The sequence below is a fragment of the Labedella endophytica genome (assembly GCF_003990045.1).
GTDB lineage: Bacteria > Actinomycetota > Actinomycetes > Actinomycetales > Microbacteriaceae > Labedella > Labedella endophytica.
In genome coordinates this window covers 988,674-1,011,497 of the sequence record NZ_RZGZ01000002.1, presented here as the reverse complement: position 1 = coordinate 1,011,497, position 22,824 = coordinate 988,674, and the positions used below count along the sequence as shown (strand labels likewise).

Annotated in this window: 21 protein-coding genes; 18 read left to right on the top strand and 3 right to left on the bottom strand. The window is 67.9% G+C overall.

All coding sequences use genetic code 11. The features are described from left to right. Window positions 1-101 precede the first annotated feature (101 nt). The 7 genes from ELQ94_RS08255 (at window position 102) to ELQ94_RS08230 (ending at window position 5,987) form a co-directional block, all read left to right on the top strand. The gene (locus tag ELQ94_RS08255) at window positions 102-851 is read left to right on the top strand and encodes a response regulator transcription factor (protein ID WP_127049040.1); all 750 of its coding nucleotides are present in this window, start codon (window positions 102-104) and stop codon (window positions 849-851) included. Beyond that, window positions 848-2,431, top strand: a complete 1,584-nt coding sequence (locus ELQ94_RS08250; RefSeq protein WP_243696921.1) for a sensor histidine kinase — start codon at window positions 848-850, stop codon at window positions 2,429-2,431. Before ELQ94_RS08255 ends, ELQ94_RS08250 begins: the two co-directional genes overlap by 4 nt. 344 nt (window positions 2,432-2,775) lie before the next feature. Beyond that, window positions 2,776-3,291 carry a 50S ribosomal protein L10 gene (gene rplJ / locus ELQ94_RS08245; RefSeq protein WP_127049038.1) on the top strand — a complete coding sequence of 172 codons (516 nt, stop codon included), beginning with the start codon at window positions 2,776-2,778 and terminating at the stop codon, window positions 3,289-3,291. Between the two features lie 54 nt (window positions 3,292-3,345). Beyond that, the gene (gene rplL / locus ELQ94_RS08240; RefSeq protein WP_127049037.1) at window positions 3,346-3,732 is read left to right on the top strand and encodes a 50S ribosomal protein L7/L12; all 387 of its coding nucleotides are present in this window, start codon (window positions 3,346-3,348) and stop codon (window positions 3,730-3,732) included. A 283-nt stretch (window positions 3,733-4,015) separates the two neighbouring features. Beyond that, window positions 4,016-4,171, top strand: coding sequence for a hypothetical protein (locus ELQ94_RS17555; protein WP_243696920.1), 156 nt, complete (start codon window positions 4,016-4,018; stop codon window positions 4,169-4,171). Between the two features lie 110 nt (window positions 4,172-4,281). Then, entirely contained in the window at window positions 4,282-4,746 is a 465-nt protein-coding gene (locus ELQ94_RS08235; RefSeq protein ID WP_243696919.1) for a MarR family winged helix-turn-helix transcriptional regulator, read from the top strand. After that, window positions 4,743-5,987 (top strand): MFS transporter, encoded by a 1,245-nt coding sequence (locus ELQ94_RS08230; RefSeq protein WP_243696918.1) that lies wholly within the window; start codon window positions 4,743-4,745, stop codon window positions 5,985-5,987. The genes ELQ94_RS08235 and ELQ94_RS08230 overlap by 4 nt, the downstream gene beginning before the upstream one ends. A gap of 8 nt (window positions 5,988-5,995) precedes the next feature. Here the strand turns inward: ELQ94_RS08230 and ELQ94_RS08225 are convergent, their stop codons facing one another. After that, complete coding sequence (locus ELQ94_RS08225) at window positions 5,996-7,021, bottom strand: LacI family DNA-binding transcriptional regulator (protein WP_127049033.1); 1,026 nt, start codon at window positions 7,019-7,021, stop codon at window positions 5,996-5,998. Between the two features lie 326 nt (window positions 7,022-7,347). On the opposite strand from ELQ94_RS08225, the gene ELQ94_RS08220 reads away from it, so the two are divergent. The 5 genes from ELQ94_RS08220 (at window position 7,348) to ELQ94_RS08200 (ending at window position 14,078) form a co-directional block, all read left to right on the top strand. Continuing rightward, window positions 7,348-8,667, top strand: a complete 1,320-nt coding sequence (locus ELQ94_RS08220) for an ABC transporter substrate-binding protein (RefSeq protein ID WP_127049031.1) — start codon at window positions 7,348-7,350, stop codon at window positions 8,665-8,667. A gap of 132 nt (window positions 8,668-8,799) precedes the next feature. After that, a complete protein-coding gene (locus ELQ94_RS08215) occupies window positions 8,800-9,933 on the top strand; it encodes a carbohydrate ABC transporter permease (protein ID WP_127049029.1) in 1,134 nt (377 codons plus the stop codon). Then, window positions 9,933-10,904 carry a carbohydrate ABC transporter permease gene (locus ELQ94_RS08210; RefSeq protein WP_127049028.1) on the top strand — a complete coding sequence of 324 codons (972 nt, stop codon included), beginning with the start codon at window positions 9,933-9,935 and terminating at the stop codon, window positions 10,902-10,904. The genes ELQ94_RS08215 and ELQ94_RS08210 overlap by 1 nt, the downstream gene beginning before the upstream one ends. Window positions 10,905-11,088: 184 nt before the next feature. Further along, complete coding sequence (locus ELQ94_RS08205) at window positions 11,089-12,945, top strand: ABC transporter ATP-binding protein (protein WP_127050201.1); 1,857 nt, start codon at window positions 11,089-11,091, stop codon at window positions 12,943-12,945. 833 nt (window positions 12,946-13,778) lie between these two features. Then, window positions 13,779-14,078: a hypothetical protein gene (locus ELQ94_RS08200; RefSeq protein ID WP_127049026.1), complete on the top strand. Its 300-nt coding sequence runs from the start codon at window positions 13,779-13,781 to the stop codon at window positions 14,076-14,078. 488 nt (window positions 14,079-14,566) lie between these two features. Here the strand turns inward: ELQ94_RS08200 and ELQ94_RS08195 are convergent, their stop codons facing one another. Together ELQ94_RS08195 and ELQ94_RS08190 are read right to left on the bottom strand one after the other, a co-directional pair. Continuing rightward, window positions 14,567-15,316 carry a DUF305 domain-containing protein gene (locus ELQ94_RS08195; protein ID WP_127049024.1) on the bottom strand — a complete coding sequence of 250 codons (750 nt, stop codon included), beginning with the start codon at window positions 15,314-15,316 and terminating at the stop codon, window positions 14,567-14,569. 5 nt (window positions 15,317-15,321) lie between these two features. Continuing rightward, entirely contained in the window at window positions 15,322-16,020 is a 699-nt protein-coding gene (locus ELQ94_RS08190) for a DUF3105 domain-containing protein (RefSeq protein WP_127049022.1), read from the bottom strand. A gap of 245 nt (window positions 16,021-16,265) precedes the next feature. Here ELQ94_RS08190 and ELQ94_RS08185 point away from each other — a divergent pair, with 245 nt between their 5' ends. The 6 genes from ELQ94_RS08185 to menC all read left to right on the top strand — a co-directional run bounded on the left by ELQ94_RS08185 (window position 16,266) and on the right by menC (window position 22,817). After that, window positions 16,266-17,630 (top strand): cystathionine beta-synthase, encoded by a 1,365-nt coding sequence (locus tag ELQ94_RS08185; protein WP_127049020.1) that lies wholly within the window; start codon window positions 16,266-16,268, stop codon window positions 17,628-17,630. A 31-nt stretch (window positions 17,631-17,661) separates the two neighbouring features. Then, window positions 17,662-18,846: a cystathionine gamma-synthase gene (locus tag ELQ94_RS08180; protein WP_127049018.1), complete on the top strand. Its 1,185-nt coding sequence runs from the start codon at window positions 17,662-17,664 to the stop codon at window positions 18,844-18,846. A 160-nt stretch (window positions 18,847-19,006) separates the two neighbouring features. Then, window positions 19,007-20,233 carry a multidrug effflux MFS transporter gene (locus tag ELQ94_RS08175; RefSeq protein WP_127049016.1) on the top strand — a complete coding sequence of 409 codons (1,227 nt, stop codon included), beginning with the start codon at window positions 19,007-19,009 and terminating at the stop codon, window positions 20,231-20,233. 55 nt (window positions 20,234-20,288) lie between these two features. Next, window positions 20,289-20,933 (top strand): phosphatase PAP2 family protein, encoded by a 645-nt coding sequence (locus ELQ94_RS08170; protein WP_127049014.1) that lies wholly within the window; start codon window positions 20,289-20,291, stop codon window positions 20,931-20,933. Continuing rightward, window positions 20,926-21,711 (top strand): GNAT family N-acetyltransferase, encoded by a 786-nt coding sequence (locus ELQ94_RS08165; RefSeq protein ID WP_127049012.1) that lies wholly within the window; start codon window positions 20,926-20,928, stop codon window positions 21,709-21,711. Before ELQ94_RS08170 ends, ELQ94_RS08165 begins: the two co-directional genes overlap by 8 nt. Beyond that, window positions 21,708-22,817, top strand: coding sequence for an o-succinylbenzoate synthase (gene menC, locus ELQ94_RS08160; protein WP_127049010.1), 1,110 nt, complete (start codon window positions 21,708-21,710; stop codon window positions 22,815-22,817). Before ELQ94_RS08165 ends, menC begins: the two co-directional genes overlap by 4 nt. The last annotated feature ends 7 nt before the right edge of the window (window positions 22,818-22,824 follow it).

Below are 22,824 nucleotides of genomic sequence, written 5' to 3'. Positions count from 1 at the left end.
TATTCTGCACCGATGCCGGGGTCTGGGTGTCATCCGCGGTTCGAAGCGGGCGCCGCCCCAATCCATAGTGCATTCATAGCTCCGTCTCGATAATGAGGAACATGACAACTTCCGGCCATGCGTCCTCCTCCCGCCCGGCTCCCCTCACGAAGCCCGATGGTTCGCCCATCCGCGTGCTCGTCGTGGACGACGAGCAGAGCCTCACGGACCTGCTGCGCATGGCACTGCGATACGAGGGGTGGGACGTGAGGACGGCTGCCGACGGTCACGCAGCGCTCGGGGTCGTGCGCGACTTCCGGCCGGATGCCCTCGTCCTCGACGTGATGATGCCGGGGCTCGATGGGCTCGAGGTGCTCCACCGTTTGCGAGCGCAGAACGACGACACCCCTGTCCTCTTCCTGACGGCGAAGGACTCCCTCGACGACCGCCTGGCCGGGCTCACGGCGGGCGGCGACGACTACGTGACGAAACCCTTCAGCCTGGAGGAGGTCGTCGCGCGTCTGCGGGGGCTCATCCGGCGCACGGCGCTGACGTCGGCGGCCAACACGCCGATCATCACCGTCGGTGACCTCGAACTGAACGAGGACAGCTACGAGGTCTCCCGCGCGGGCACACCCGTGGAGCTCACCGCCACCGAGTTCGAGCTCCTGCGCTACCTCATGCGGAACCCGCGACGCGTCCTCAGCAAGCCGCAGATCCTCGATCGGGTCTGGAGCTACGACTTCGACGGTCGCGCGAGTGTCGTCGAGCTCTACATCTCGTACCTGCGCAAGAAGGTCGACGCCGGTCGTGACCCGATGATCCACACGGTGCGGGGAGCCGGCTACATGATCAAGGCAGCCGGCTCGTGACAGCGGCGAGCGGAATCCGTGGTGTCGACGGATCCGCTGCCGATACCGGTGGCGAGCGCCGCCCCGTCGCCTTGTCGCGCCTCGACGGGTGGTCCTTGCGTCGCCGTCTCACGCTCGCCACCGTCGTCCTCATCACGCTCGCCGCCCTCGTCATCGGCCTCGTCAGCATCCTGAGCGTGCGGTCGATCCTCACGCAGCGCCTCGACGACGAGCTCGGACAGGCGAGCGACCGCGCGGCGAGAGCTCCTGCGAACGTCTACCCCTATCCCGTGCCTGGGACGTACGGCGATGACGAGCCGGGGCCCGGTCGGATCATCGGGATCCTCGGGCAATCCGCGGGGACTCTCGGCGTCGAGATCGAGAACGGTGTCGTGACCTATGCCGGGTATCTCGACGAGGGTGGCACGCGGAAGGATCTCTACGCGTCGACGGCGGCGAAGCTTCTCTCCGCGGCCGACGAGGACGAGCCCACGACGATCGATCTCGGCGACGGCCTGGGAACCTATCGCGTGGTGGCGATGGAGACCGACGCCGGCAGCACCTTCATCGTGGGACTCCCGATGGACTCGCTCGAGCAGACCGTGTCGCAACTCGTCTGGATCGTGTTGGGGGTGAGCGCCGGAGGGATCGCGATCGCGACGGTCGTCGCGTACCTGACCGTCCGGGCGAGTGTGCGGCCGCTCGAGCGGGTCGAGCAGACCGCGACCGAGGTGTCGAGGCTCCCGCTCGAGAGGGGTGACGTGGCGCTCGCGGTGCGGGTTCGCGACGGCGATGCCGACGAGAGGACCGAGGTCGGCCGGGTCGGGGCCGCGTTCAATCGCATGCTCGGGCACGTCGGGGCGGCGCTCGCCGCGCGTCAGGCGAGCGAGGAGAACGTGCGACGGTTCGTCTCCGATGCGAGCCACGAGCTCCGGACGCCGCTCGCCTCCATCCGTGGCTATGCGGAACTCACGCGCATGTCCCCGGAGGATCTGCCGGAGGACGCCACGTACGCGCTGGGCCGGATCGAATCCGAGGCCGCTCGCATGACGACCATCGTCGAAGACCTGCTGCTGCTGGCGCGCCTGGACGAGGGGCGAGCCCTCGAGAGGGAACCGGTCGACATGCGTACCCTGGTCGTCGACGCCGTCAATGACGCGAGCGTCGCGGCCCCCACCCACGACTGGACGGTCGACCTCCCCGACGATGATCTCCCCCTGTTCGTCACGGGCGACGACTCCCGGCTCTTCCAGGTGGTGGCGAATCTCCTCGCCAATGCCCGCGTCCACACCCCGCCGGGGACACTCGTCCGAACCCGTCTGGAGGTGGCGTCCGACGCCGATTCCGGTGCCCTCGCGGGCCCGGTCGTGATCACGGTCGAGGACGACGGGCCGGGCATCGCGCCCGAGACCCTCGACCGCGTCTTCGAACGCTTCGTGCGTGGAGACAGTTCGCGGTCGCGCGCCACGGGCAGCACGGGGCTGGGCCTCGCGATCGTGCGCGCCGTCGTCGAGGTGCACGGCGGGTCCGTGTCGGTTGACAGCCGCCCCGGTGACACGCGTTTCCGGATCGAACTGCCTCTCGCCGCGACGGACGGTTGAGCGACCGGTGGCACCGGCGCGTCTCGGATGATCGGCGGTGCGAGATTGGCAGATCCGCCCGTCATGCGCTACGGTATGTCTCATACCGAAGACCGCCGGTTATCGGCGTGCGCGGAGAAGGAAGAGCGATCTTCCCCCTCGGCCACATCGATTGAAGGCTCCCGGGACTCACGTCCCATCCGGAGCGACCTGCGCAGGTGTGACGAAGTTTCCGATTCGTATCGAATCTCAGGCTCCGCGCGCTTGCGCCGGGGCCTTTTTTCATGGGTTCTTTTCCTGAGAACGGGCTTGAGGTCTCGGGCACGTCACCACCGTGACGTGCGAAATGACAACAAGGAGTGGCCATGGCGAACAAGGAAGCCTCGGTTGCCGAACTCACGGAACTTTTCCAGAGCTCGACCGCCGTTCTGCTGACCGAGTACCGCGGCCTCACGGTGGCGCAGCTGAAGCAGCTGCGCACGGACATCCGCGAGGACGCAACGTACGCCGTGGTGAAGAACACGCTGACCAAGATCGCGGCGAACAACGCCGGTATCTCGTCGTTCGACGACGAGCTCGCCGGTCCGTCCGCGATCGCGTTCGTGCACGGTGACCCTGTCTCCGTCGCGAAGGCTATGCGTACCTTCGCCAAGGCGAACCCCTCCCTGGTGGTCAAGGGTGGTTACTTCGACGGTAACCCGCTGACCGCTGAAGAGGTAGGCAAGCTCGCCGACCTCGAGTCCCGCGAAGTCCTGCTCGGCAAGCTCGCCGGCGCCTTCAAGGCCTCGATGTTCGGAGCCGCATATCTGTTCAACGCACCGCTGTCGAAGGCCGTTCGCACGGTCGACGCGCTGCGTGAGAAGCAGGAGTCCGCTGCGTAATCGTCTCCGGACGATCACCCCGCGGTTGAGTAAACGACACTAGGAGAAGAAATTATGGCAAAGCTGTCAACTGAAGAGCTGCTCGAGCAGTTCAAGGGCCTCACGCTCATCGAGCTGAGCGAGTTCGTCAAGGCGTTCGAGGAGACCTTCGAGGTCACCGCTGCCGCCCCCGTGGCCGTGGCCGGACCGGCTGCCGCCGGTGGCGCCGCTGCCGAGGAGGAAGAGGTCAAGGACTCCTTCGACGTCATCCTCGAGTCGGTCGGCGACAAGAAGATCCAGGTCATCAAGACGGTCCGCGAGCTCACCTCGCTCGGCCTCGGTGAGGCCAAGGCCGTCGTCGATGGAGCCCCCAAGGCTGTCCTCGAAGGCGCCAACAAGGAGACCGCTGACAAGGCAAAGGCCGCCCTCGAAGAGGCCGGCGCCACCGTCACCCTCAAGTGAGCAGACCCCTTCGGGGGTTCACTGAGGCGCGATGGCGATCGACTCTGACGAGTCGGTTCCGACGCTGATGGATGCGGACTCGCATGTCCGGGTATTCACGTACCCGCACAGAGCAATCCGCATCCGTTCCGGGCGTCGCCCCTGACGGGGCGACGCCCGTGCGCGTTTAACGCGCACGAACGTTCTGGATTCTCTGCGGCCCGTTCCGGGCCTCCCTCCCGCCGACGACCGTCGGGCGGGACACCGCCGACCCCGTCGGCCGCAGAACGAAAGCATCATCATCATGAACAGCAGGACACCATGGCGTGTGCTCGGAGCCGCGATCGCGCGTGGATCCGGGATCTCCGCGACGACCGACGACCTGGACGCGCGCACCGCGCACCCACCGAGTATGCACCGCAGCCAGATAGACCCCTCGTCGAGCTTCTGGTTGCGCTGACCCCCCTGAAAACTTCGGATGTGCTCGAATTTTCGAGCACATCCGAAGTTTTTTGTGGGGGTAGGGGAGGGTCGAGTGGATATATAGCTGGGCTATGTATAATCGGATCAGTGAGTGAAGACATCAACGACCTCAAGAACCTGCTCGGCGAACTCGTCTCGAGCGCCCATCGCGTCACTCGCCTCGCCGCCACCGCGACGGACGATTCACGCTCTCCCGCCGTCTGGCGCACCCTCAGTGCTCTGCGCGCGTTCGGCCCGATCCGTCTCGGGGACCTGGCCCGGCTCAGTCGCGTCACGCAGCCGACCATGACGAAGATCGTCAGCGGGCTCGACGACCTCGGCTGGATCAAGCGGATCGCCGACGTCGAGGACAAGCGTGCCTGGCTCATCGCGGTCACCCCCGCAGGCGACGCCGCCCTCGACGAGTGGCGAGACACCCTCGCCGCCGCGCTCCTGCCGTACTTCCGAGACCTGACGGACGCCGACCGGGACGCGCTGCGTCGCAGCGTCGAGATCCTCGACGAGCGCGCCGCCGTGTCCGACCCTGCATTCCTCGCGGGAGAGATCGCGTGAGCGGCGGGTCCGCCGGCGGCTTCCGCGAACTCGTCCGTCAGCCGCGCAGTGTCTGGGCCGTCGCCTTCGCCTGCGTCGTCGCGTTCATGGGCATCGGCCTCGTCGATCCCATCCTCCCCGCCATTGCCGCTGACCTCGACGCGTCCGCGACGCAGACGTCGCTCCTGTTCACGAGCTACCTCCTCGTCACGGGGCTCGCGATGCTCGTCACCAGCTGGCTGTCGAGTCGCATCGGCGCGAAGCGCACGCTCCTGCTGGGGCTCGCCCTCATCGTCGTCTTCGCGATCGCCGCTGGAGCCTCGAACTCGGTGGAGGCCGTCATCGGCTTCCGAGCGGGATGGGGCCTCGGGAACGCCCTGTTCATCTCCACGGCGCTCGCTACGATCGTCGGGGCGACGTCCGGCGGGACCGGCACGGCGATCGTCCTCTACGAGGCGGCTCTCGGTCTGGGCATCGCGATCGGGCCCCTCGTCGGCGGTCTGCTCGGTTCGGTCAGCTGGCGGGGCCCCTTCTTCGGGACCGCCGCCCTCATGGCGATCGGCTTCATCGCGATCGTCACCCTGCTGCGCTCCGACGGGGAGAGGCCGACCCCGCAACCCCTCTCGGCCCCGTTCCGAGCGCTCAGGGTCCCGGCTCTCGCCGTGCTCGCCATCACGGCGCTGTTCTACAACATCGCGTTCTTCGTCCTCCTCGCCTACACCCCGTTCGCCCTCGAATCCCTGGGGATCGACGACGCCTTCACCCTCGGCCTCGTCTTCTTCGGCTGGGGGATCGCCCTCGCGGTCACGAGTGTCGCCGTAGCCCCCGCGCTCACGAGACGGCTCCGCCGCACCTCGGTGCTCGCGGGCGGATTCGCGGTCCTCGCGCTCGACCTCGGCGCCATCGCGCTGCTGTCGGCGTCCCTCGCCGGGATCGTCGTGTGCGTCGTGATCGGCGGACTCATCCTCGGGGTCATCAACACCGTCCTGACCGAGGCGGTGATGGAGGCGACGGACCTGCCGCGCACCGTGGCATCGTCCGCCTATTCCGCGGTGCGTTTCCTCGGCGGTGCCGTGGCGCCGCCGGCCGCAGCCGAGCTCGCTCGGCAGTTCGGGACTCCGGCACCGTATCTCACGGCGGCGGGATCGGCCGTCCTCGCGCTCGTCGTCCTCCTGCTCGGGCGCCGCGTCCTCGGACGTGTCGACGATCGGATCGTCGACCCGATGGAAGAGGCCGAGGCTGTCGGATCCGGGGACGCCTGATCGGCGCGCTACGACCGGGTCATGGCCTCGGGCCGTGGGCGAGCCGTCGAGCTGCGCACCACGAGGCGGGTCGGGTGGAGGAGCACGTGGTCGGCTGAGGGGCGTCCCTCCAGGGCGTCCATCAGAAGGTCGACGATCGCGGCGCCCTGCTCACGCGGGGACTGCTCGACCGTCGTGAGAGAGAACATCTCCGCGTACTCGTGACCGTCGACGCCGACGACGCTGAGATCGCTCGGCACCTCCATGCCGGTGCGTCGGGCCGCGATGATCGTGCCGACGGCGACCTCGTCCGATGCGGCCGAGATCGCCGTCGGGCGGTTCCGCGGATCGCCGATCACCTGCACGCCGGCGGCGTACCCGCCCGGGACGGACATGTCGCTCGGCACGTAGAGGATCTGGGCGCCGAGTCCGGCGGCCTCCATCGCGTCCATGTATCCCGTCAGTCGTCGGCCGTGCACGGATCCGACCAGGTCGTCGGATCGTTCTCCGCCGATATGCACGATCCGCGTGTGGCCGAGCCCGATCAGATGCTCGGTCGCGAGGCGGGAGACGGCGACGTCGTCGATGGACACCGAGGCGATACCCGGGAGTTGGCCGCCGAGGGCGACGACCGGTCGTTCGAGCGATACGAGGCGGGCGAGTTCGGCCGGTGACGGCTCGATCCCGATCGTGATGATGCCGTCGAATCTCTTCCGAGCGAGGAAGTGCTCGAAGATACGAGCACGCGACGTGGTGCCCGGACGGACGTTGTAGAGAGTGAGGTCATAATCGCACGCGAGGAGTCCGTCCTCGATCCCCTCGAGGACCTCGCCGAAGTACCACCGGTTCACGAAGGGGATGATGACGCCGACGTTCTTGGTGCGTCCGGTGACGAGGCTCGCGGCGTTGGGGGAGGCGACGTACCCGATCACCCGAGCCGCGTCGATGACGCGCTGGCGAGTGGATTCCGAGACGTATCCGCCCCCGGTGAGCGCTCGACTCGCCGTCGACTTCGAGACACCCGCTATGCGCGCGACGTCGGCGATTCCGCTCATGGCACGCGCCCCTTCCTTGGGTCCAGCACCTGAGGCTAACCCACACACATCACGAAATGGAAACGGTTCCCGAACGTCGCGGAGCCGGGTTTGTGAGAGCGCTCTCACTGTTTCGCCTGATCGGCGCGGGGTTCGCTGTGACGTCCGTCGTGAGAGCGCTCTCACCCAGGTATGGCAGGTATATCGATTTGTGATGTTGTCGCGTTGTGCATTGGTCGGCCGTGCCATAACGTGTCCATGGAACCGGTTCCCGACTCGCTCGGTGATCGACCCGAGCCTGCGACTGCCTAGCGTCGTGGCGCACACACTCAACGAGGAGGCACTTGATGCGTATCACTTCACGGGGGCGAGTTCTCGCACCCATCGCCGCGATCGGCGTGATGGGCCTGGCCCTCACAGCATGTTCCGGCGGACCCGGCGGCGGAACGGACGCCGGCGGCGGCGAGGGAGACGGTGAGGTCACCGTCTACGGCACCATCGCCGACACCGAGGCCGAGCTGCTGGAGGAGTCCTGGGCCGACTGGGAGGACGAGAGCGGAATCGACATCGTCTACGAGTCCTCCAAGGAGTTCGAGACCCAGATCTCCGTCCGTGCCCAGGGCGGAAACGCCCCCGACATCGCGATCTTCCCGCAGCCCGGTCTCATGGGAGACCTCGCGACCCGCGGCTACCTGAAGGAAGCACCCGAGTCCGTCGTCAGCAACATCGACGAGTACTGGTCCGCGGACTGGAAGGCCTACGGCACCGTCGACGACACCGTCTACGGCGCGCCGCTCATGGCGAGCGTCAAGGGCTTCGTCTGGTACTCCCCGTCGCAGTTCGAGGAGAACGGCTGGGCCGTCCCCACGACCTACCAGGAGCTCGTCGACCTGACCGGAACGATCCAGTCGTCCACCGGCAGTGCGCCGTGGTGCGCCGGTTTCGGATCCGACGCGGCCACCGGTTGGCCCGGAACGGACTGGGTCGAGGACCTCGTCCTTCGCCAGGCCGGAGCGGACGTCTACGACCAGTGGGTCGCGAACGAGATCCCCTTCACCGACCCGCAGATCGCCGAGGCGTTCGACGCCGTCGGTGAGATCCTCAAGAACCCGGAGTACGTCAACGCCGGCTTCGGTGACGTCGCCTCGATCAACACGACGCCGTTCGGCGACGCGGCCGGCGCCCTCGCCGACGGCACCTGCGCCCTGCACCACCAGGCCTCGTTCTTCGACGGCTTCATCACGGACGCCGGTGCGACCGTTGCTGAGGACGGCGACATCTGGGCCTTCGTGACCCCGTCGATCGACGGCACGGGCAACGCGGTCACCGGTGGTGGCGAGATCGTCGGCGCGTTCAGCGACGACGCCGACACCGTCGCGGTGCAGGAGTACCTCTCGAGCCCCGAGTGGGCGAACAGCCGCGTCTCCCTCGGAGGCGTCATCTCGGCCAACACGGGTCTCGACCCGGAGAACGCCTCGAGCGGAATCCTCACGCAGGCCATCGAGATCCTCCAGGACCCCGAGACCACGTTCCGCTTCGATGCGTCCGACCTCATGCCGAGCGCCGTCGGTGCCGGTTCCTTCTGGAAGGGCATGATCGACTGGATCAACGGCTCGGACACCACGACCGTCCTCGAGCAGATCGAGGCCGGCTGGCCGTCCAGCTAATAACGCCGGAGGAGCGGGGCCGCCAGGACTGACACAGTCCCGGCGGCCCCTCTCCCCAGCCTCGCCACACGCAGACCCGGACCGCGCGTATGGTGAGCATCCTGAGTCCACCGTCGCACTCGAGAGGCGTCCATGTCGTCCTTCCTCCAGTGGCTGAGTACCCTGCCACCGCTCGCGCAAGTCCCGATCATCATCGTGGCGTTCCTCGCCCTGATCGGCATCCTCATCTTCTTCATCGAGATCGCCCCGCGTCGCGGTCGGGTCTACACGATCGCGCGGCTCGCCGCGTGCGTGCTCATCCCCCTCGGCATCCTCGCGGTCCTCGAGTCATACCCCGTCGCGATCATCGCCGCCGGTGTGCTCGGACTCCTCTTCTTCTGGTTCGACTACCGGTCGTCGGAGGGCGCCGGCTATCTGTTCCAGCTCTTCGGCTTCCTCGCCCCGGCCATCGTGCTGCTCGCGATCGGCCTCGTCGTCCCGACCATCCAGACCACGATCCAGGCCTTCCAGAACGCTCGAGGCGACTCCTTCGTGGGCTTCGACAACTTCGTCTGGATCTTCACGCAGCCGCAGGCCGTCCGCACTGTCCTCAACACGATCATCTGGGTGCTCATCGCTCCCGTGGTCTCGACGATCGCCGGCCTCGCGTACGCCGTCTTCATCGACAAGTCGCGCGGGGAGAAGTACTTCAAGATCCTCGTCTTCATGCCGATGGCGATCTCCTTCGTGGGCGCGTCCATCATCTGGCGCTTCGTCTACACGGCCCGCCCGGCGGATCAGGAGCAGATCGGTCTGCTGAACCAGATCGTCGTGTGGTTCGGTGGCCAGCCGGTCAGCTTCCTCTCGGTGGATCCGTGGAACACTATCGCGCTCATCGTCGTGCTCATCTGGGTCCAGACCGGTTTCGCGATGGTCGTCCTGTCCGCGGCGATCAAGGGTGTGCCCGCCGAACAGATGGAGGCCGCCGAGCTCGACGGCACCAACGCGTGGCAGCGATTCATCAACGTGACGGTGCCCGGTATCCGCTCGTCGCTCGTCGTCGTCCTCACGACGATCTCGATCGCCTCGCTGAAGGTCTTCGACATCGTCCGGACCATGACGGCCGGCGCCAACAACACCTCGGTCATCGCCAACGAGATGTACACCCAGTTCAAGAACTTCGAGGCCGGACGGTCGGCGGCGTTCGCCGTCGTCCTGTTCCTCCTCGTGCTGCCGATCGTCGTCTACAACGCCCGGCAGATCAAGAAGCAGAGGGAGATCCGCTGATGAGTGCCGTCACCCCTATCGACCTGCCGGTCGACGAGGAGCAGAAGAAGACCCTCACCCGCGGAGAGCGCAAGGTCGAGAACGGATTCGCGAAGGGCACGAAGCGGCGGCTCACGTCGCGCGGCGCGACCATCGCCGCTCTCGTCATCGCGGTGCTGTGGACGATCCCCACGTTCGGCCTGTTCATCTCGTCGTTCCGTCCCGCCAACGAGGTCCGTACCACCGGCTGGTGGACGATCTTCAGCAACTTCGGGCTCACGATCGACAACTACGTGGAGGTCCTGGGATCCGGAAACAGCCAGCTGACCCTCGCCGGCGCGTTCATCAACTCGATCGCGATCACACTCCCCGCGACGGCCATCCCGCTCGTGATCGCCTCGCTCGCCGCCTACGCCTTCGCCTGGATGGACTTCCGCGGGAAGAACATGCTCTTCATCGCGGTGTTCGCGCTGCAGATCGTTCCGATCCAGATGGCCCTCGTCCCGCTCCTCCAGCTGTTCTCGCGCGGTGAGATCTTCGGGTTCCCCGTGATCACGGCCTTCGGTTCCGCCGGGTACGCGCAGGTGTGGATCGCACACTCGATCTTCGCCCTGCCGCTCGCGATCTTCCTCCTCCACAACTTCATCGCAGAGATCCCTGCCGAGGTCATCGAGGCGGCGCGCGTGGACGGCGCGGGTCACGGACAGATCTTCTTCCGGATCGTCCTCCCACTCACGATGCCGGCGATCGCGTCCTTCGCGATCTTCCAGTTCCTGTGGGTGTGGAACGACCTGCTCGTGGCGTTGATCTTCGCCGACGGCGCGGTCGCGCCGATGACGAAGCTGCTCGCCGAGATCACGGGAAGCCGTGGACAGGACTGGCACCTCCTCACGGCCGGTGCCTTCATCTCCATCCTGGTGCCGCTCCTGGTGTTCTTCAGCCTGCAGCGCTACTTCGTTCGCGGCCTGCTGGCGGGTTCGACGAAGGGCTGATCCGGGCTCCGACAGGGGGGACGAGCGACGGCGGCGGACGATGGGGTCCGCCGCCGTTCGTCGTCTCCGCGGTGTCGTGGTGGCGTCGCGCCGGACTCGCTTCGGCGGGACCGGCGCGTCGCGTCCGCTCACCGCGCAACCGGCCGGAGCGACCCGACGCGAGACGTAATGTGAGCGTATGAGTATGCGGGGCGGCGGGCCGCGCGCCCGGGTGAGCGCGAGCGACGAGTCCATGCAGCGCGCTCTCAACGCCGAGGCACCGAAGATCCCGGGACTCTTCCGGCGCATCAGCGGCCTGTTCCGTCCCTATCGGACGCAGTTGATCATCACGGGGATCCTCGTGGTCGTGGCCGCCGGACTGTCGGTGATCCCGCCGCTTCTCGTCGAGCAGGCATTCGATGTGGGGCTCTTCCCCGCGGAGGGGGGTCCGAACCTGGAGGCACTCGCCCGGATCGTCATCATCATGATCGCGATCTTCATCGTGACGAGCGGGCTCGGCGTGTGGCAGAGCTACCTCACGGCGACGGTCGGCAACAAGGTCATGGGATCGCTGCGTGTCGAGTTATTCAGCAAGCTGCAGTCCATGGAGCTCAGCTTCTTCACGCACACGAAGACGGGAATCATCCAGTCACGGCTGCAGAACGACGTGGGCGGCGTGGCGAGCGTGCTCACGAACACGGTCTCGAGCGTGCTCGGGAACACCGTCAACGTGCTCGCGGCCATCGTCGCGATGCTCCTCATCGACTGGCGCCTCACGATTGTCGCCCTCGTCCTCATGCCCGTGCTCGTCGCCGCTCAGAGGCGCGTGGGCCAGGTGCGCGCGCGGATCGCGACGCAGACGCAGGAGTCGCTCTCCGACATGACGGCGATCACTCAGGAGACCCTCGGGGTGTCGGGGATCCTCCTCTCCAAGAGTTTCAACCGGCAGCACAGCGAGATCGAACGGTACCGCGGGGCGAACGACACCCAGATCACCCTGCAGGTGCGGCAGGCGATGAGCGGCCAGTGGTTCTTCGCGATGGTGAGCATCTTCCTGTCATCGATCCCTGCCGTGGTCTACCTCGTGTCCGGGTGGCTCATCGCCGGCGGCGGCACGGGAGTGACGGCCGGAACCATCGTCGCGTTCACGACCGTGCAGTCGCGGCTGCTGTTCCCCCTCATGGCGCTCATGCGCGTGGGCCTCGACGTGCAGACGTCCGGCGCCCTCTTCGCGCGCATCTTCGAGTACCTCGACCTGCGGCCACGGGTGACGGACAAGGCGGACGCGATCACCGTCGAGGAGGCCCCGGGGCCGCTCGGACTCGTGGAGTTCTCGGACGTCGCCTTCCGCTACCCCGACGCGTCGGAAGACGCCCGGCCCACCCTCGACGGGGTGTCCTTCCGCATCGAGCCGGGTCAGTTCGCGGCCTTCGTCGGTCCGAGCGGGGCGGGCAAGACGACCGTCTCGTACCTCGTCCCCCGTTTCTACGACGCCGTGAGCGGCTCGGTCTCGTTCGCCGGTGCCGACGTCCGCGACCTCACCCAGGACTCGCTCGTATCCCACATCGGCATCGTGTCGCAGGAGACGTCGCTCTTCCACGCCTCGATCGCGGAGAACCTGCGGTACGCCCGGCCCGAGGCCACCGACGAGGAACTACGGGCGGCCGCGATCGCCGCCAACATCCATCAGACGATCGTGTCCTTCCCGGACGGGTACGACACGATCGTGGGGGAGCGGGGCTACCGGTTGTCCGGCGGCGAGAAGCAGCGGATCGCGATCGCCCGCGTGCTCCTCAAGGACCCGGCGGTCCTCGTGCTCGATGAGGCCACGAGCGCCCTCGACTCGATCTCGGAGCGCGTCGTGCAGAACGCCCTCGAGGCGGCATCGACGGGCCGGACGACGATCGCGATCGCCCACCGGCTCTCGACCATCGTGGACGCCGACGTGATCATGGTGGTGGACGCCGGCCGGATCGTCGAGCGCGGCACGCACGCGGAACTCCTCGCCCACGACGGCATCTACGCTCGCATGCACACCGAGCAGCGCACCGGCGCCCTCTAGCCCGCCCTCGCCCCTTCCCCAACTTTTCCCGCGGAGAGTTGACGCAAACTGTCGCCTCGATAGGGCGCGCGCGACATCTCGCGTCCACTCCGTCCCTGGGAAGCACTCGGGTGGACGCATTTCGTCGGCTCCATCTCTCGCGGACGACGTCTCGCGTCCACCTCGTGGAGGCTGTCTCTCGGGTAGGCAGGAGACCGTCCGGCCGGGCCGCCCCGCGGACCGGCTAAGCAGTGCGCCGTGCGGTGATGGAGCGTGAGCAGTCAGCCCCGCCAGCCTCGTTCGTGAAGCGCGCCTCTGACACGACGAGCGGCCTCATCCGGGTTCGCGTAGACGTGGGCAGAAACGAGCCGCACGATCCGCCAGCCGAGTGACGACATCCGTTCAATGCGTTCGATGTCTCTTCTGAACTGGTCGTGGTCGATCCGATGGTGGTCGCCTTCGTACTCGACGGCGACGAGAAATCGTGGGAACGCGAAGTCGACGTTCGCGACGAATCGACCGGATCCGTCATGGACGTCCGTATTGAGCTCTGGAGTCGGGAGACCCGCCTCGGCGAGTAGAAGCCGTGTGCGTGATTCTGCGGGGGAGCGACTCCGTTCGCTCATCAATTCGGCCGCTCGTTCGAGCCGAGGGCGGCCCGGGCGCGGACCGGCCTCGATTGCTCTCAGGAGATCGAAGCGGGTGGCGATCGGCTCCGGTCGCGAGTGCACGAGGGGCCGACCAGGGTCGGGGAGATCGCGGATCAGGGCGTCCCCGAGACAGACCAGTTCGACCACACCGTACCGCTGGGCCAGCATGGCCCATGTGCTCACTGGATCGGTCACCTTGACGCCGTGCAGGTCGACGACCCTCGCGAGGTGTTCGCGAACCTGGTGGCCGCGGACACCTCGTGTTCGCGGCGCTCGCAGCGGGTGACGCACCGAGACGTGAAGTGGCTCCCGATCGAACGCGGAGAGCCTGACCGGCAGATTCCAGAGAGCGGCGGCCGTCTCGTGGCTGAAGAACTCGTCGTCCGACATCCTCGTCGCGTAGGCCTGAATGCGACCATCGAATACCTGAGCCGGTGTCGGATCGCGAGGAAGATCGTCGAGCAACCACCGGACGCCACGGAAGGGAATGACGAGATCGGGTGACCGCAATCGACCCGGCGTCACTCCGAGTGAGCGGGCCTCGGTCGTCGAGAAGATCGCGGGGAGAGCAGGAGGAAGGGGACGTGGACGCATGCAGGCACCCTCGCGCGTTTCGGGTGCCGAGTCAGCGACGAATCGAGCCTCATCCGGATGATGAAGCAGGCGGCGACCTGTGGACGACGGGTCGCGGGTGGATCAGCGCCTCCGAGTCGGTCGTGTTTCGCCCGCCCGGAAGCTCGCCGAACCCGGGTGGACGGGTTGTGTCCTCCGGGGTCGGATTGGGCGACGATATGCGGCAACTCGGGCGAAGTAGCGGGGTGCGGGGTGGGATGGACGCATCATGTCGACTGAGGTCGCGCCGCGCGACGTGTTGCGTCAGTGCGAGGGAATGCGGCGGGCGCCGGAGAACCGTGTGGTCGCGTTGTGTCGTCTGATAGCTGATCCGGAGACGCTTTGCGCCAACTCGGGGGAGGAACGGGGCCGGGAGAGCGTCAGGAGGGCGGGAGCTCGTCCGTCGCGCCGCGCTTCTCGAGCATGGACTCCATGAGATCGATCTCCGACTCCTGGCTGGAGACGACGCCGTTCGCGAAGGTCGTCACCGTGGAGTTGCTGCTGCGGTCGAGCACGGCCACGGCCATGTCGACCGCGCCCTTGTGGTGCGCGATCATGAGCTGGAGGAAGTAGACCTCCGCCTCGGCGCCGTCGAGGGACTCCAGCTCGGTGATCTGCGCGTCCGTGGCGAGGCCCGGCATCGGTGCTCCGGGCTCGTGGGCGACGGATTCCGCCGAGTGGTCGTGGCCCACGGCACCGTCGAGAGCCGGCCTCGTCATCCACGTCATGGTCGGCTCCGACCCGGCCTGGGAGAGTCCCCACTCCTGCAGCCAGCCGTACATCATGCCCGACTGGGTGGCCTGCGTCGTCGCGATGTCGTAGGCGAGTGTCCGCACGTCCTCCGAATCCGAGCGGTCGCGGATGATGAAGGCGAGCTCGACACCCTGATTGTGGTGGGTCTGCATATCGCGCGAGAAACCGGCCTCGGCACTCGTATCGGTGGGGGTCGCCTCGCCGAGGGTCGACAGTCGGCCGACGGAGAACGAGACCGCCGCGACGGCGAGGACGACGAGGAGCGCGATCACGGCCACCGCCACGGGCGAGCGGCGACGCGCCGGGGCTCTGCCGTCACCGGAACGGTCATCGACCTCCGTGCCGTCACCCGCGGCGGTCGGCCTCGTATCGGTCACCGAGGTCAGCTCACCTTGCCGGGGCCGTCGACGGCACCGGAGCACGAGGCGCCGGGCTCGGGCACGTCATTGCTGCGCCAGTACTCCTCCATGAAGTCGGCGATGCGGGAGTCGTCGACCGAGTCGACCTGCAGCTGCACGTTCCAGCCGCTCAGGACGACGGGGCTCGGGAGCCCTTCGTACGGCGACAGGACGACGTAGGTGGACGGGAGCTTCTCGCGCAGCGTCGACACCTCGTCGTCGCTCATCGACGGGTCGTAAGTGACCCAGATGGCACCGTGCTCGAGCGAGTGGACCGCGTTCTCGCTCGGGGGCTGCTCGCTGTAGACGCCGCAGTTCAACCAGTACGGGTTGTGCTCGCCACCGGCGGGCGGGGTCTGCGCATACGTCACGGCACCCTCCACGTGACCAGCGGTGTTCTCGAAGGTCTCGACGCCCTCGATCTCGGCGCCCGAGCCTCCCGCGGTGTACGAGGCGCTCTGCGGGGCCGTGAGCACGATCGTCGTGACGACGAGGGCCACGATCGCGAGGCTACCGACGACCGCGGACCAGATCCCGATGCGGCGGTTGCGTGCCTTGCGCGCCTGCTCCTTCTTGTACGCCTCGACCTTCTCAGAGCGTTGAGCGGCTCGCTGCTCCTTGACGCTCTGCTTCTTCACCGACGGCGGGACGGGCGAGCCGGGCGGCTGCTGCTTGGGGGTCACGGGGGCCTCTCAGTCACGGGGTCACAATCCACCTACCAAACTAGGTGATCGCGCTGTGTATTCCCTCGAATGGACGTGAACCCTGTGCGAGGCACCTCTCCGTCACGTTCACCGGGCCGCGGGGGCCACCGTCTAGAGTGGTCGGGTGCCGTCCTCCGTGTCCTGTCGTCGCTGTCGTTAGTCATCTCGAACGACCCCGTCCGCGCGAAGGCGCCACGGACACCAGCGACGCAAGGACTCCTCAGATGAAGTACGCACAGACCATCCTCGACCTCGTCGGCGACACCCCGCTCGTCCGGCTGAACTCGGTGACCGACGGCATCGCCGCGACCGTGCTCGCGAAGGTCGAATACATGAACCCGGGCGGGTCCGCGAAGGACCGGATCGCGAGCCGGATCATCGATGCGGCCGAGGCCGAGGGCAAGCTCCTCCCCGGCGGCACGATCGTGGAGCCGACCTCGGGCAACACCGGCGTCGGCCTCGCCCTCGTCGCGCAGCAGCGCGGGTACCGCTGCGTCTTCGTCCTGCCCGACAAGGTCGGCGAGGACAAGAGGAACGTGCTCACCGCCTACGGAGCCGAGATCGTCGTGACGCCGACGGCCGTCGCGCCCGATCACCCCGAGTCCTACTACAGCGTCTCCGACCGGCTCACCGCGGAGATCCCCGGCGCCTTCAAGCCCAACCAGTACGCGAACCCGAACGGTCCGCGCAGCCACTACGAGACCACGGGTCCCGAGATCTGGCGCGATACCGACGGAAAGATCACCCACTTCATCGCCGGGGTCGGCACGGGCGGCACGATCTCCGGCACCGGCCGCTACCTCCGCGAGGTCGCCGGCGACACGGTCCGCATCATCGGGGCAGACCCCGAGGGCAGCGTGTACTCGGGCGGCACCGGGCGCCCGTACCTCGTCGAGGGTGTCGGCGAGGACTTCTGGCCGGGCGCATACGACCCGTCGGTCGTGGACGAGGTCATCCCCGTGACCGACGCGGAGTCGTTCGCGATGACGCGGCGTCTCGCCCGCGAGGAGGGCATGCTCGTCGGCGGTTCCAGCGGCATGGCCGTCGTCGCCGCGCTCCGGGCGGCCCGTGACCTCCCGGCCGATGCCGTGGTCGTCGTGCTCCTGCCCGACGGCGGACGGGGCTACCTCGGCAAGATCTTCAACGACACGTGGATGCGTTCGTACGGCTTCCTCGAGGAGGCCGAGGGTGCCACCGTCGCCGACGTCGTGTCGGCGAAGGGCGGCGCGATCCCCGCTCTCGTCCACGCCCACCCGATCGACACCGTGCGCGACGCGATCGCCGTGATGAGCGAATTCGGGGTCAGCCAGCTGCCCGTGCTCACCGCCGAGCCGCCCGTCGTGATGGGCGAGGTGGTCGGTGCGGTCTCCGAGCGATCGCTGCTCGAGAGTGTCTTCTCCGGCCACACGAAGATGTCGGACGCCGTCTCGACGGTGATCTCCGACCCGCTCCCGATCATCGGCTCGGGCGAGTCCGTCGCCGCCGTCCGCGCGGCCCTCGCGACCTCCGATGCCCTGCTCGTCACCCTCGACGGCAAGCCCCACGCCGTCGTCACCCGTCACGACCTCCTCGCCTTCCTCGGCGAGTAGAGATCCCGCTCGCGACCGTCAGGAGAACACGATGGCGAAGAAGAAGAAGTCAGCTCACGGATCCGCGGCGTTCGCGACGCGCGCCATCCATGCCGGTCAGGACCACGATCGCGCCACGGGCGCGGTCATCCCACCGATCTTCCAGTCCTCCACGTTCGTGCAGGACGGCATCGGCGGGCTGCGTGGCGGGTACGAGTACGGTCGGAGCGCGAACCCCACGCGCACGGCGCTCGAGAAGCAGCTCGCGGCGCTCGAAGGCGGTTCCCACGGCCTGGCGTTCTCCTCCGGCCTCGCGGCCGAAGACGCCCTGCTCCGTGCCGTCGTGCGGCCCGGAGATCACATCGTGATCGGTAACGACGTCTACGGCGGTACCTACCGCCTCGTGAACCGCGTCTTCGGCGAGTGGGGTGTGGCGCACACGGTCGTCGACCTCGGCGACCTGCGCGCCGTGCAGAAGGCCATCCGACCGGAGACGAAGCTCCTGTGGATCGAGACGCCCTCGAACCCGCTCATGAAGGTCAGCGACATCGCCGAGCTCACGGAGCTCGCCCACGGTGCCGGCGTGCTCGCGGTCGTGGACAACACCTTCGCCTCGCCGGCGCTCCAGCGCCCCCTCGGGCTCGGGGCCGACGTGGTCGTGCACTCGACGACGAAGTACCTCGGCGGCCACTCGGACGTCATCGGCGGCGCTCTCGTCCTCGACGACGACGGCCTCGCGGAGAAGGTGCGCTTCCTGCAGTTCGCCGCGGGTGCCATCGCGGCACCCATGGAGGCGTGGCTCACGACGCGAGGCATCAAGACCCTCGACGTGAGGATGCAGCGCCACTCGGAGAACGCCGGTCGACTCGCGGAGTTCCTCGACGGACACTCCGCCGTCGAGACGGTGTACTACCCCGGCCTGTCGTCGCACCCCGGCCACGCGATCGCCGCATCGCAGATGTCCCGCTTCGGTGGGATGCTCTCGATCGCCGTCGTCGGAGGGGAACGGGTCGCCCGTCGCTTCGCGGAGAAGACCCGCCTCTTCCAGCTCGCTGAATCGCTCGGCGGCATCGAGTCGCTCGTGAACTACCCGTCGGCCATGACCCACGCGTCGGTGGCGGGCACCGAGCTGGCCGTGCCGGAGAACGTCGTGCGCCTGTCCGTGGGCCTCGAGGACGGCGACGAGCTCATCGCCGACGTCGACCAGGCTCTCGCGCGGGCCGTCAAGCAGCGCTGAGGACGCGTCCCGCGGCTTCCGTCGGGGCGATCCTGGTCGCGCTCGGGCGTGGCTCGAAACGATTCGATAGACTGAAGGCGAGCAGTGGCCCGCTCGCGCCCCGAGGCGACGAGCCGCTCGATCCGCTCCCGTTCCCGCCCTCCTTTCTGAAAGCCGTTTCGTGACGACCGTCGTTCACCCCGGCGATTCGCTGTCCCGCCGACAGCGCGTCGTCTACATCCTCGTCCTCGGTGCCCTCACGGCCCTCGGACCCTTCACCATCGACCTCTACCTGCCGGCCTTCCCTGTGCTCGAGGACGACCTGAACGTGAGTGCCGCGCTCATCCAGCTCACGCTCACCGGCACGACCATCGGCTTCGCCGTCGGGCAGCTCTTCATGGGGCCCTGGAGCGACAAGGTCGGTCGACGGCTACCGCTGCTCCTGGCCACGAGCGTTCACATCATCGCCTCGATCGGCGTGATCCTGTCGCCCGACATCGTGTGGCTCGGCGTCTTCCGGGTGCTTCAGGGAGCGGGAGCCGCCGCCGGCGGTGTCGTCGCGATGGCGATGGTGCGCGACCTCTTCGGCGGCAAGCCGCTCGTTCGGATGCTGTCGCGGCTCGCACTCGTCAACGGGCTCGCGCCCATCCTCGCGCCGGTCATCGGATCTCAACTCCTCCTCTTCACCGACTGGAGAGGACTGTTCGTCTTCCTCGCGATCTACGGCGCCCTCGTGGTGACGGCCGTCGCGGTGTTCATCGTCGAGACGCTCCCGCCCGCTCGACGGGCGGAGGCCGGGCACAGCACGATGCGCGACCGCTACCGAGCGCTCTTCACGGACCGCGCCTACATCGGCGTCGCCCTCATCGGTGGAATGACCTTCTCCGGTCTGTTCGCCTACCTGTCGTCGTCATCGTTCCTGTTCCAGGAGCAGTTCGGGCTCGACGCGCAGCAGTACGGGCTGCTCTTCGCCATCAACTCCATCGGCATCGTCATCGGCGTGCAGGTGTCCGCTCGCGTGATGCGCCGATACGGACCGCAGTGGATCCTCACCTTCACCACGGCGGTGCACGTCGTGACGGCCACCACGATCGTCATCCTCGCGCAGACCGACGCCGGGCTCATGGGCATCCTCGTGCCGCTGTTCTTCTACATCATGGCGTGCGGCTTCTCCTTCCCGGCCGTCCAGGTCCTCGGACTCGCGAACCACGCGAAGGAGGCGGGTACCGCCGCGTCCCTGCTCGGGGCCCTCAACTTCGGCCTCGCCGGGGTGATCTCCCCGATCGTCGGCGTGCTCGGCATCTCCGCGACCGCGATGGGATCGGTCATGCTCGCGACGGCGATCGTCGCGGTCTTCTCCATCTGGGTGATCGTGCGACCCTGGACGGTCCCGCCCCTCGGTAACTGACGACCGGCGCGCCACCTTCTCCGGTGACGCGTGCTCGTGCCGCTACCGTGGGGTGATGGCCTCCCGCACCCGCTCCACCGGACTCGGCGTCGGGATCGGTCTGGCGATCGTCGCGATCGCGTCCGTGCTCGGGGTGCTCATCGCTGCCGGTGTCCTCGCCGAGCCGAACGCCCTGGACGCCTGGTGGTCAGGGATCGTCACCGAGACGCGGTCGCCGGTCACGGTCGGCATCGCCCTCGGGTTCAATGCGCTCGGTCGGGGGATCGTGGCGAGCGCCGTGGTGCCTGTCGTCCTCGTCGTCGTCCTCCTCATCGCCCGGAAGCCCTGGTCGGCGCTCGCGCTCGTCCTGACTCTCCTCGCGACCTGGGCCGTGACTCGGGTCCTCAAGTCCGTCGTCGCCCGGGATCGACCGGAGGACATCCTCGTGGAGAGCGACTTCGGTTCGTTCCCGTCCGGGCACGCGTCGAACGCGGCGGCTCTCGCGACGGTGTTCCTCCTCGTCTTCCGGTCGCTCACCGTGAGGGTCGGCGCCGTCGTCTACATCGTCGCGATGATGTGGTCGCGGACGCTGCTCGGCGCGCACTGGGCTACCGATGTGATCGGTGGAACGCTCGTGGGCGCGGGGGTCGCGATCATCGTGGTGACGCTCGTCGCCCCTCTCCTCCGGCGAGAGCCCGTCGGACGGCGCGCGCATGGCTGACCGTGCCGCGCGTGTCCTCGCCGAGCGAGCGGCGGCGGTCGCCTCCGTCGAGATCGTCTCGGTGTCCAGCCCCGAGGACGCGGCGGAGACGGTCGGCATGTTCTCGTCGGTCTGGGGCAAAGGACGAGGGGCGGATCCATCGACGCTCCAGGCCATCGCCCACGCGGGGAACCCGGTGCTGCTCGCTCGACGCGACGGCGACGTGCTCGGCGCACTGTTCTCGTTCATCGGGTGGGACGACGGTCTCCACGTGCACTCGCACATGACCGCCGTCGGGCCGGTCCTCCGATCCGCCGGCGTGGGGTTCGCGCTCAAACTCGCCCAACGCGCCGAGTGCCTCGAGAACGGCATCACCGAGGTGCGCTGGACGTACGATCCGCTCATCCGCCGGAACGCCCGGTTCAACCTGTGGAAGCTCGGCGCCGTGGTCTCGGCGTTCCGGCCGGACTTCTACGGCGTTCTCGACGACGCCGTCAACGGAACCGATCGGAGTGACCGGTTCGAGGTGAGCTGGCGGCTCGACGCCCCGGGGGCGATCGATGCGCTCGCGGGACGACCAACCCGGCCGATGAGATCCACGCGCCCGGACGATGTGGCCCTCCCCGAGGACTTCGAAGCCGTGCGGCGGGACGACCCGGCGACCGCTGCGGCCCTGCGCGAGTCGAGCCGGGACCTCTTCGCGCGGTCCATCCGCGTGGGGACGACCGTGCGGTTCACGGGAACGGGTTACGTCTTCGATCGCGCGGAGGCGGCGACGCACCAGGAGGAGACACGGTGAGAATCGAACGGATCGAGCTGCACACGATCGGGATGCCGCTCGTGCGGCCCTTCGAGACGAGCTTCGGACGGCAGACCGAGCGGCAGGTGCTGCTCGCGCACGTCGTCGCCGATGGTGTCGACGGGTGGGGCGAATGCGTCGCGGGTACGACGCCGGACTACAGCTCGGAGTACGTCGACGGCTGCCGGATCGTCATCGAACGCTTCCTCGCTCCGGTCCTCCTCGCAGCGAACGACGTGACAGCCGCGGCGTTGGACGGCCTCTTCGCGGGGGTGATCGGGCACCGGATGGCCAAGGCGACGCTCGAGGCCGCCGTGCTCGACGCCGAGCTGCGATCGACGGGCACGTCCTTCGGTGAACGCCTCGGCGCCGTGCGCGATCGGGTGGAATGCGGGGTGTCCGTCGGGATCAGCCCGGACATCGAGACGCTCCTCGCCGAGGTCGAGGGCTACGTCGATGAGGGGTACCGTCGCATCAAGCTCAAGATCAAACCCGGGTGGGATCTCGAACCGGTGGCACGCGTGCGCGAGGTCATCGGTTCGCTGCCGCTGCAGGTGGACGCGAACACGGCGTACACGCTCGATCACGTCGACCACCTCCGGCGCCTCGACGAGTTCGGACTGCTCCTCATCGAGCAGCCCTTCGTGGAGGAGGACATCGCGGCGCACGTGCTCCTGGCCGATTCGATCGAGACCCCCGTGTGCCTCGACGAGTCGATCACCTCCACGGGGATCGCGATCGACGCGATCGAGCGCGGCGCGACGAGCATCGTGAACATCAAACCGGGCCGCGTGGGCGGTTACCTCGAGGCCGTCTCGATCCACGACGCGTGCCGCTCCCTCGACGTGCCCGTCTGGTGCGGGGGGATGCTCGAGACCGGGATCGGGCGCGCGATGAACGTCGCTCTCGCTGCGCTCCCCGGGTTCGCGCTCCCCGGGGACACGAGCGCATCCGGCCGCTACTTCGCCGAGGACATCACGGAGCCGTTCGTCCTCGACGACGGGTACCTCTCGGTTCCGACGGGAGCGGGCTCCGGGGTCGAGGTGCGGCACGACCTGCTCCGCCACTGGGCCCTCACCGAACCCGTCGTGCTCTCGCGACCGTAGGATGTCG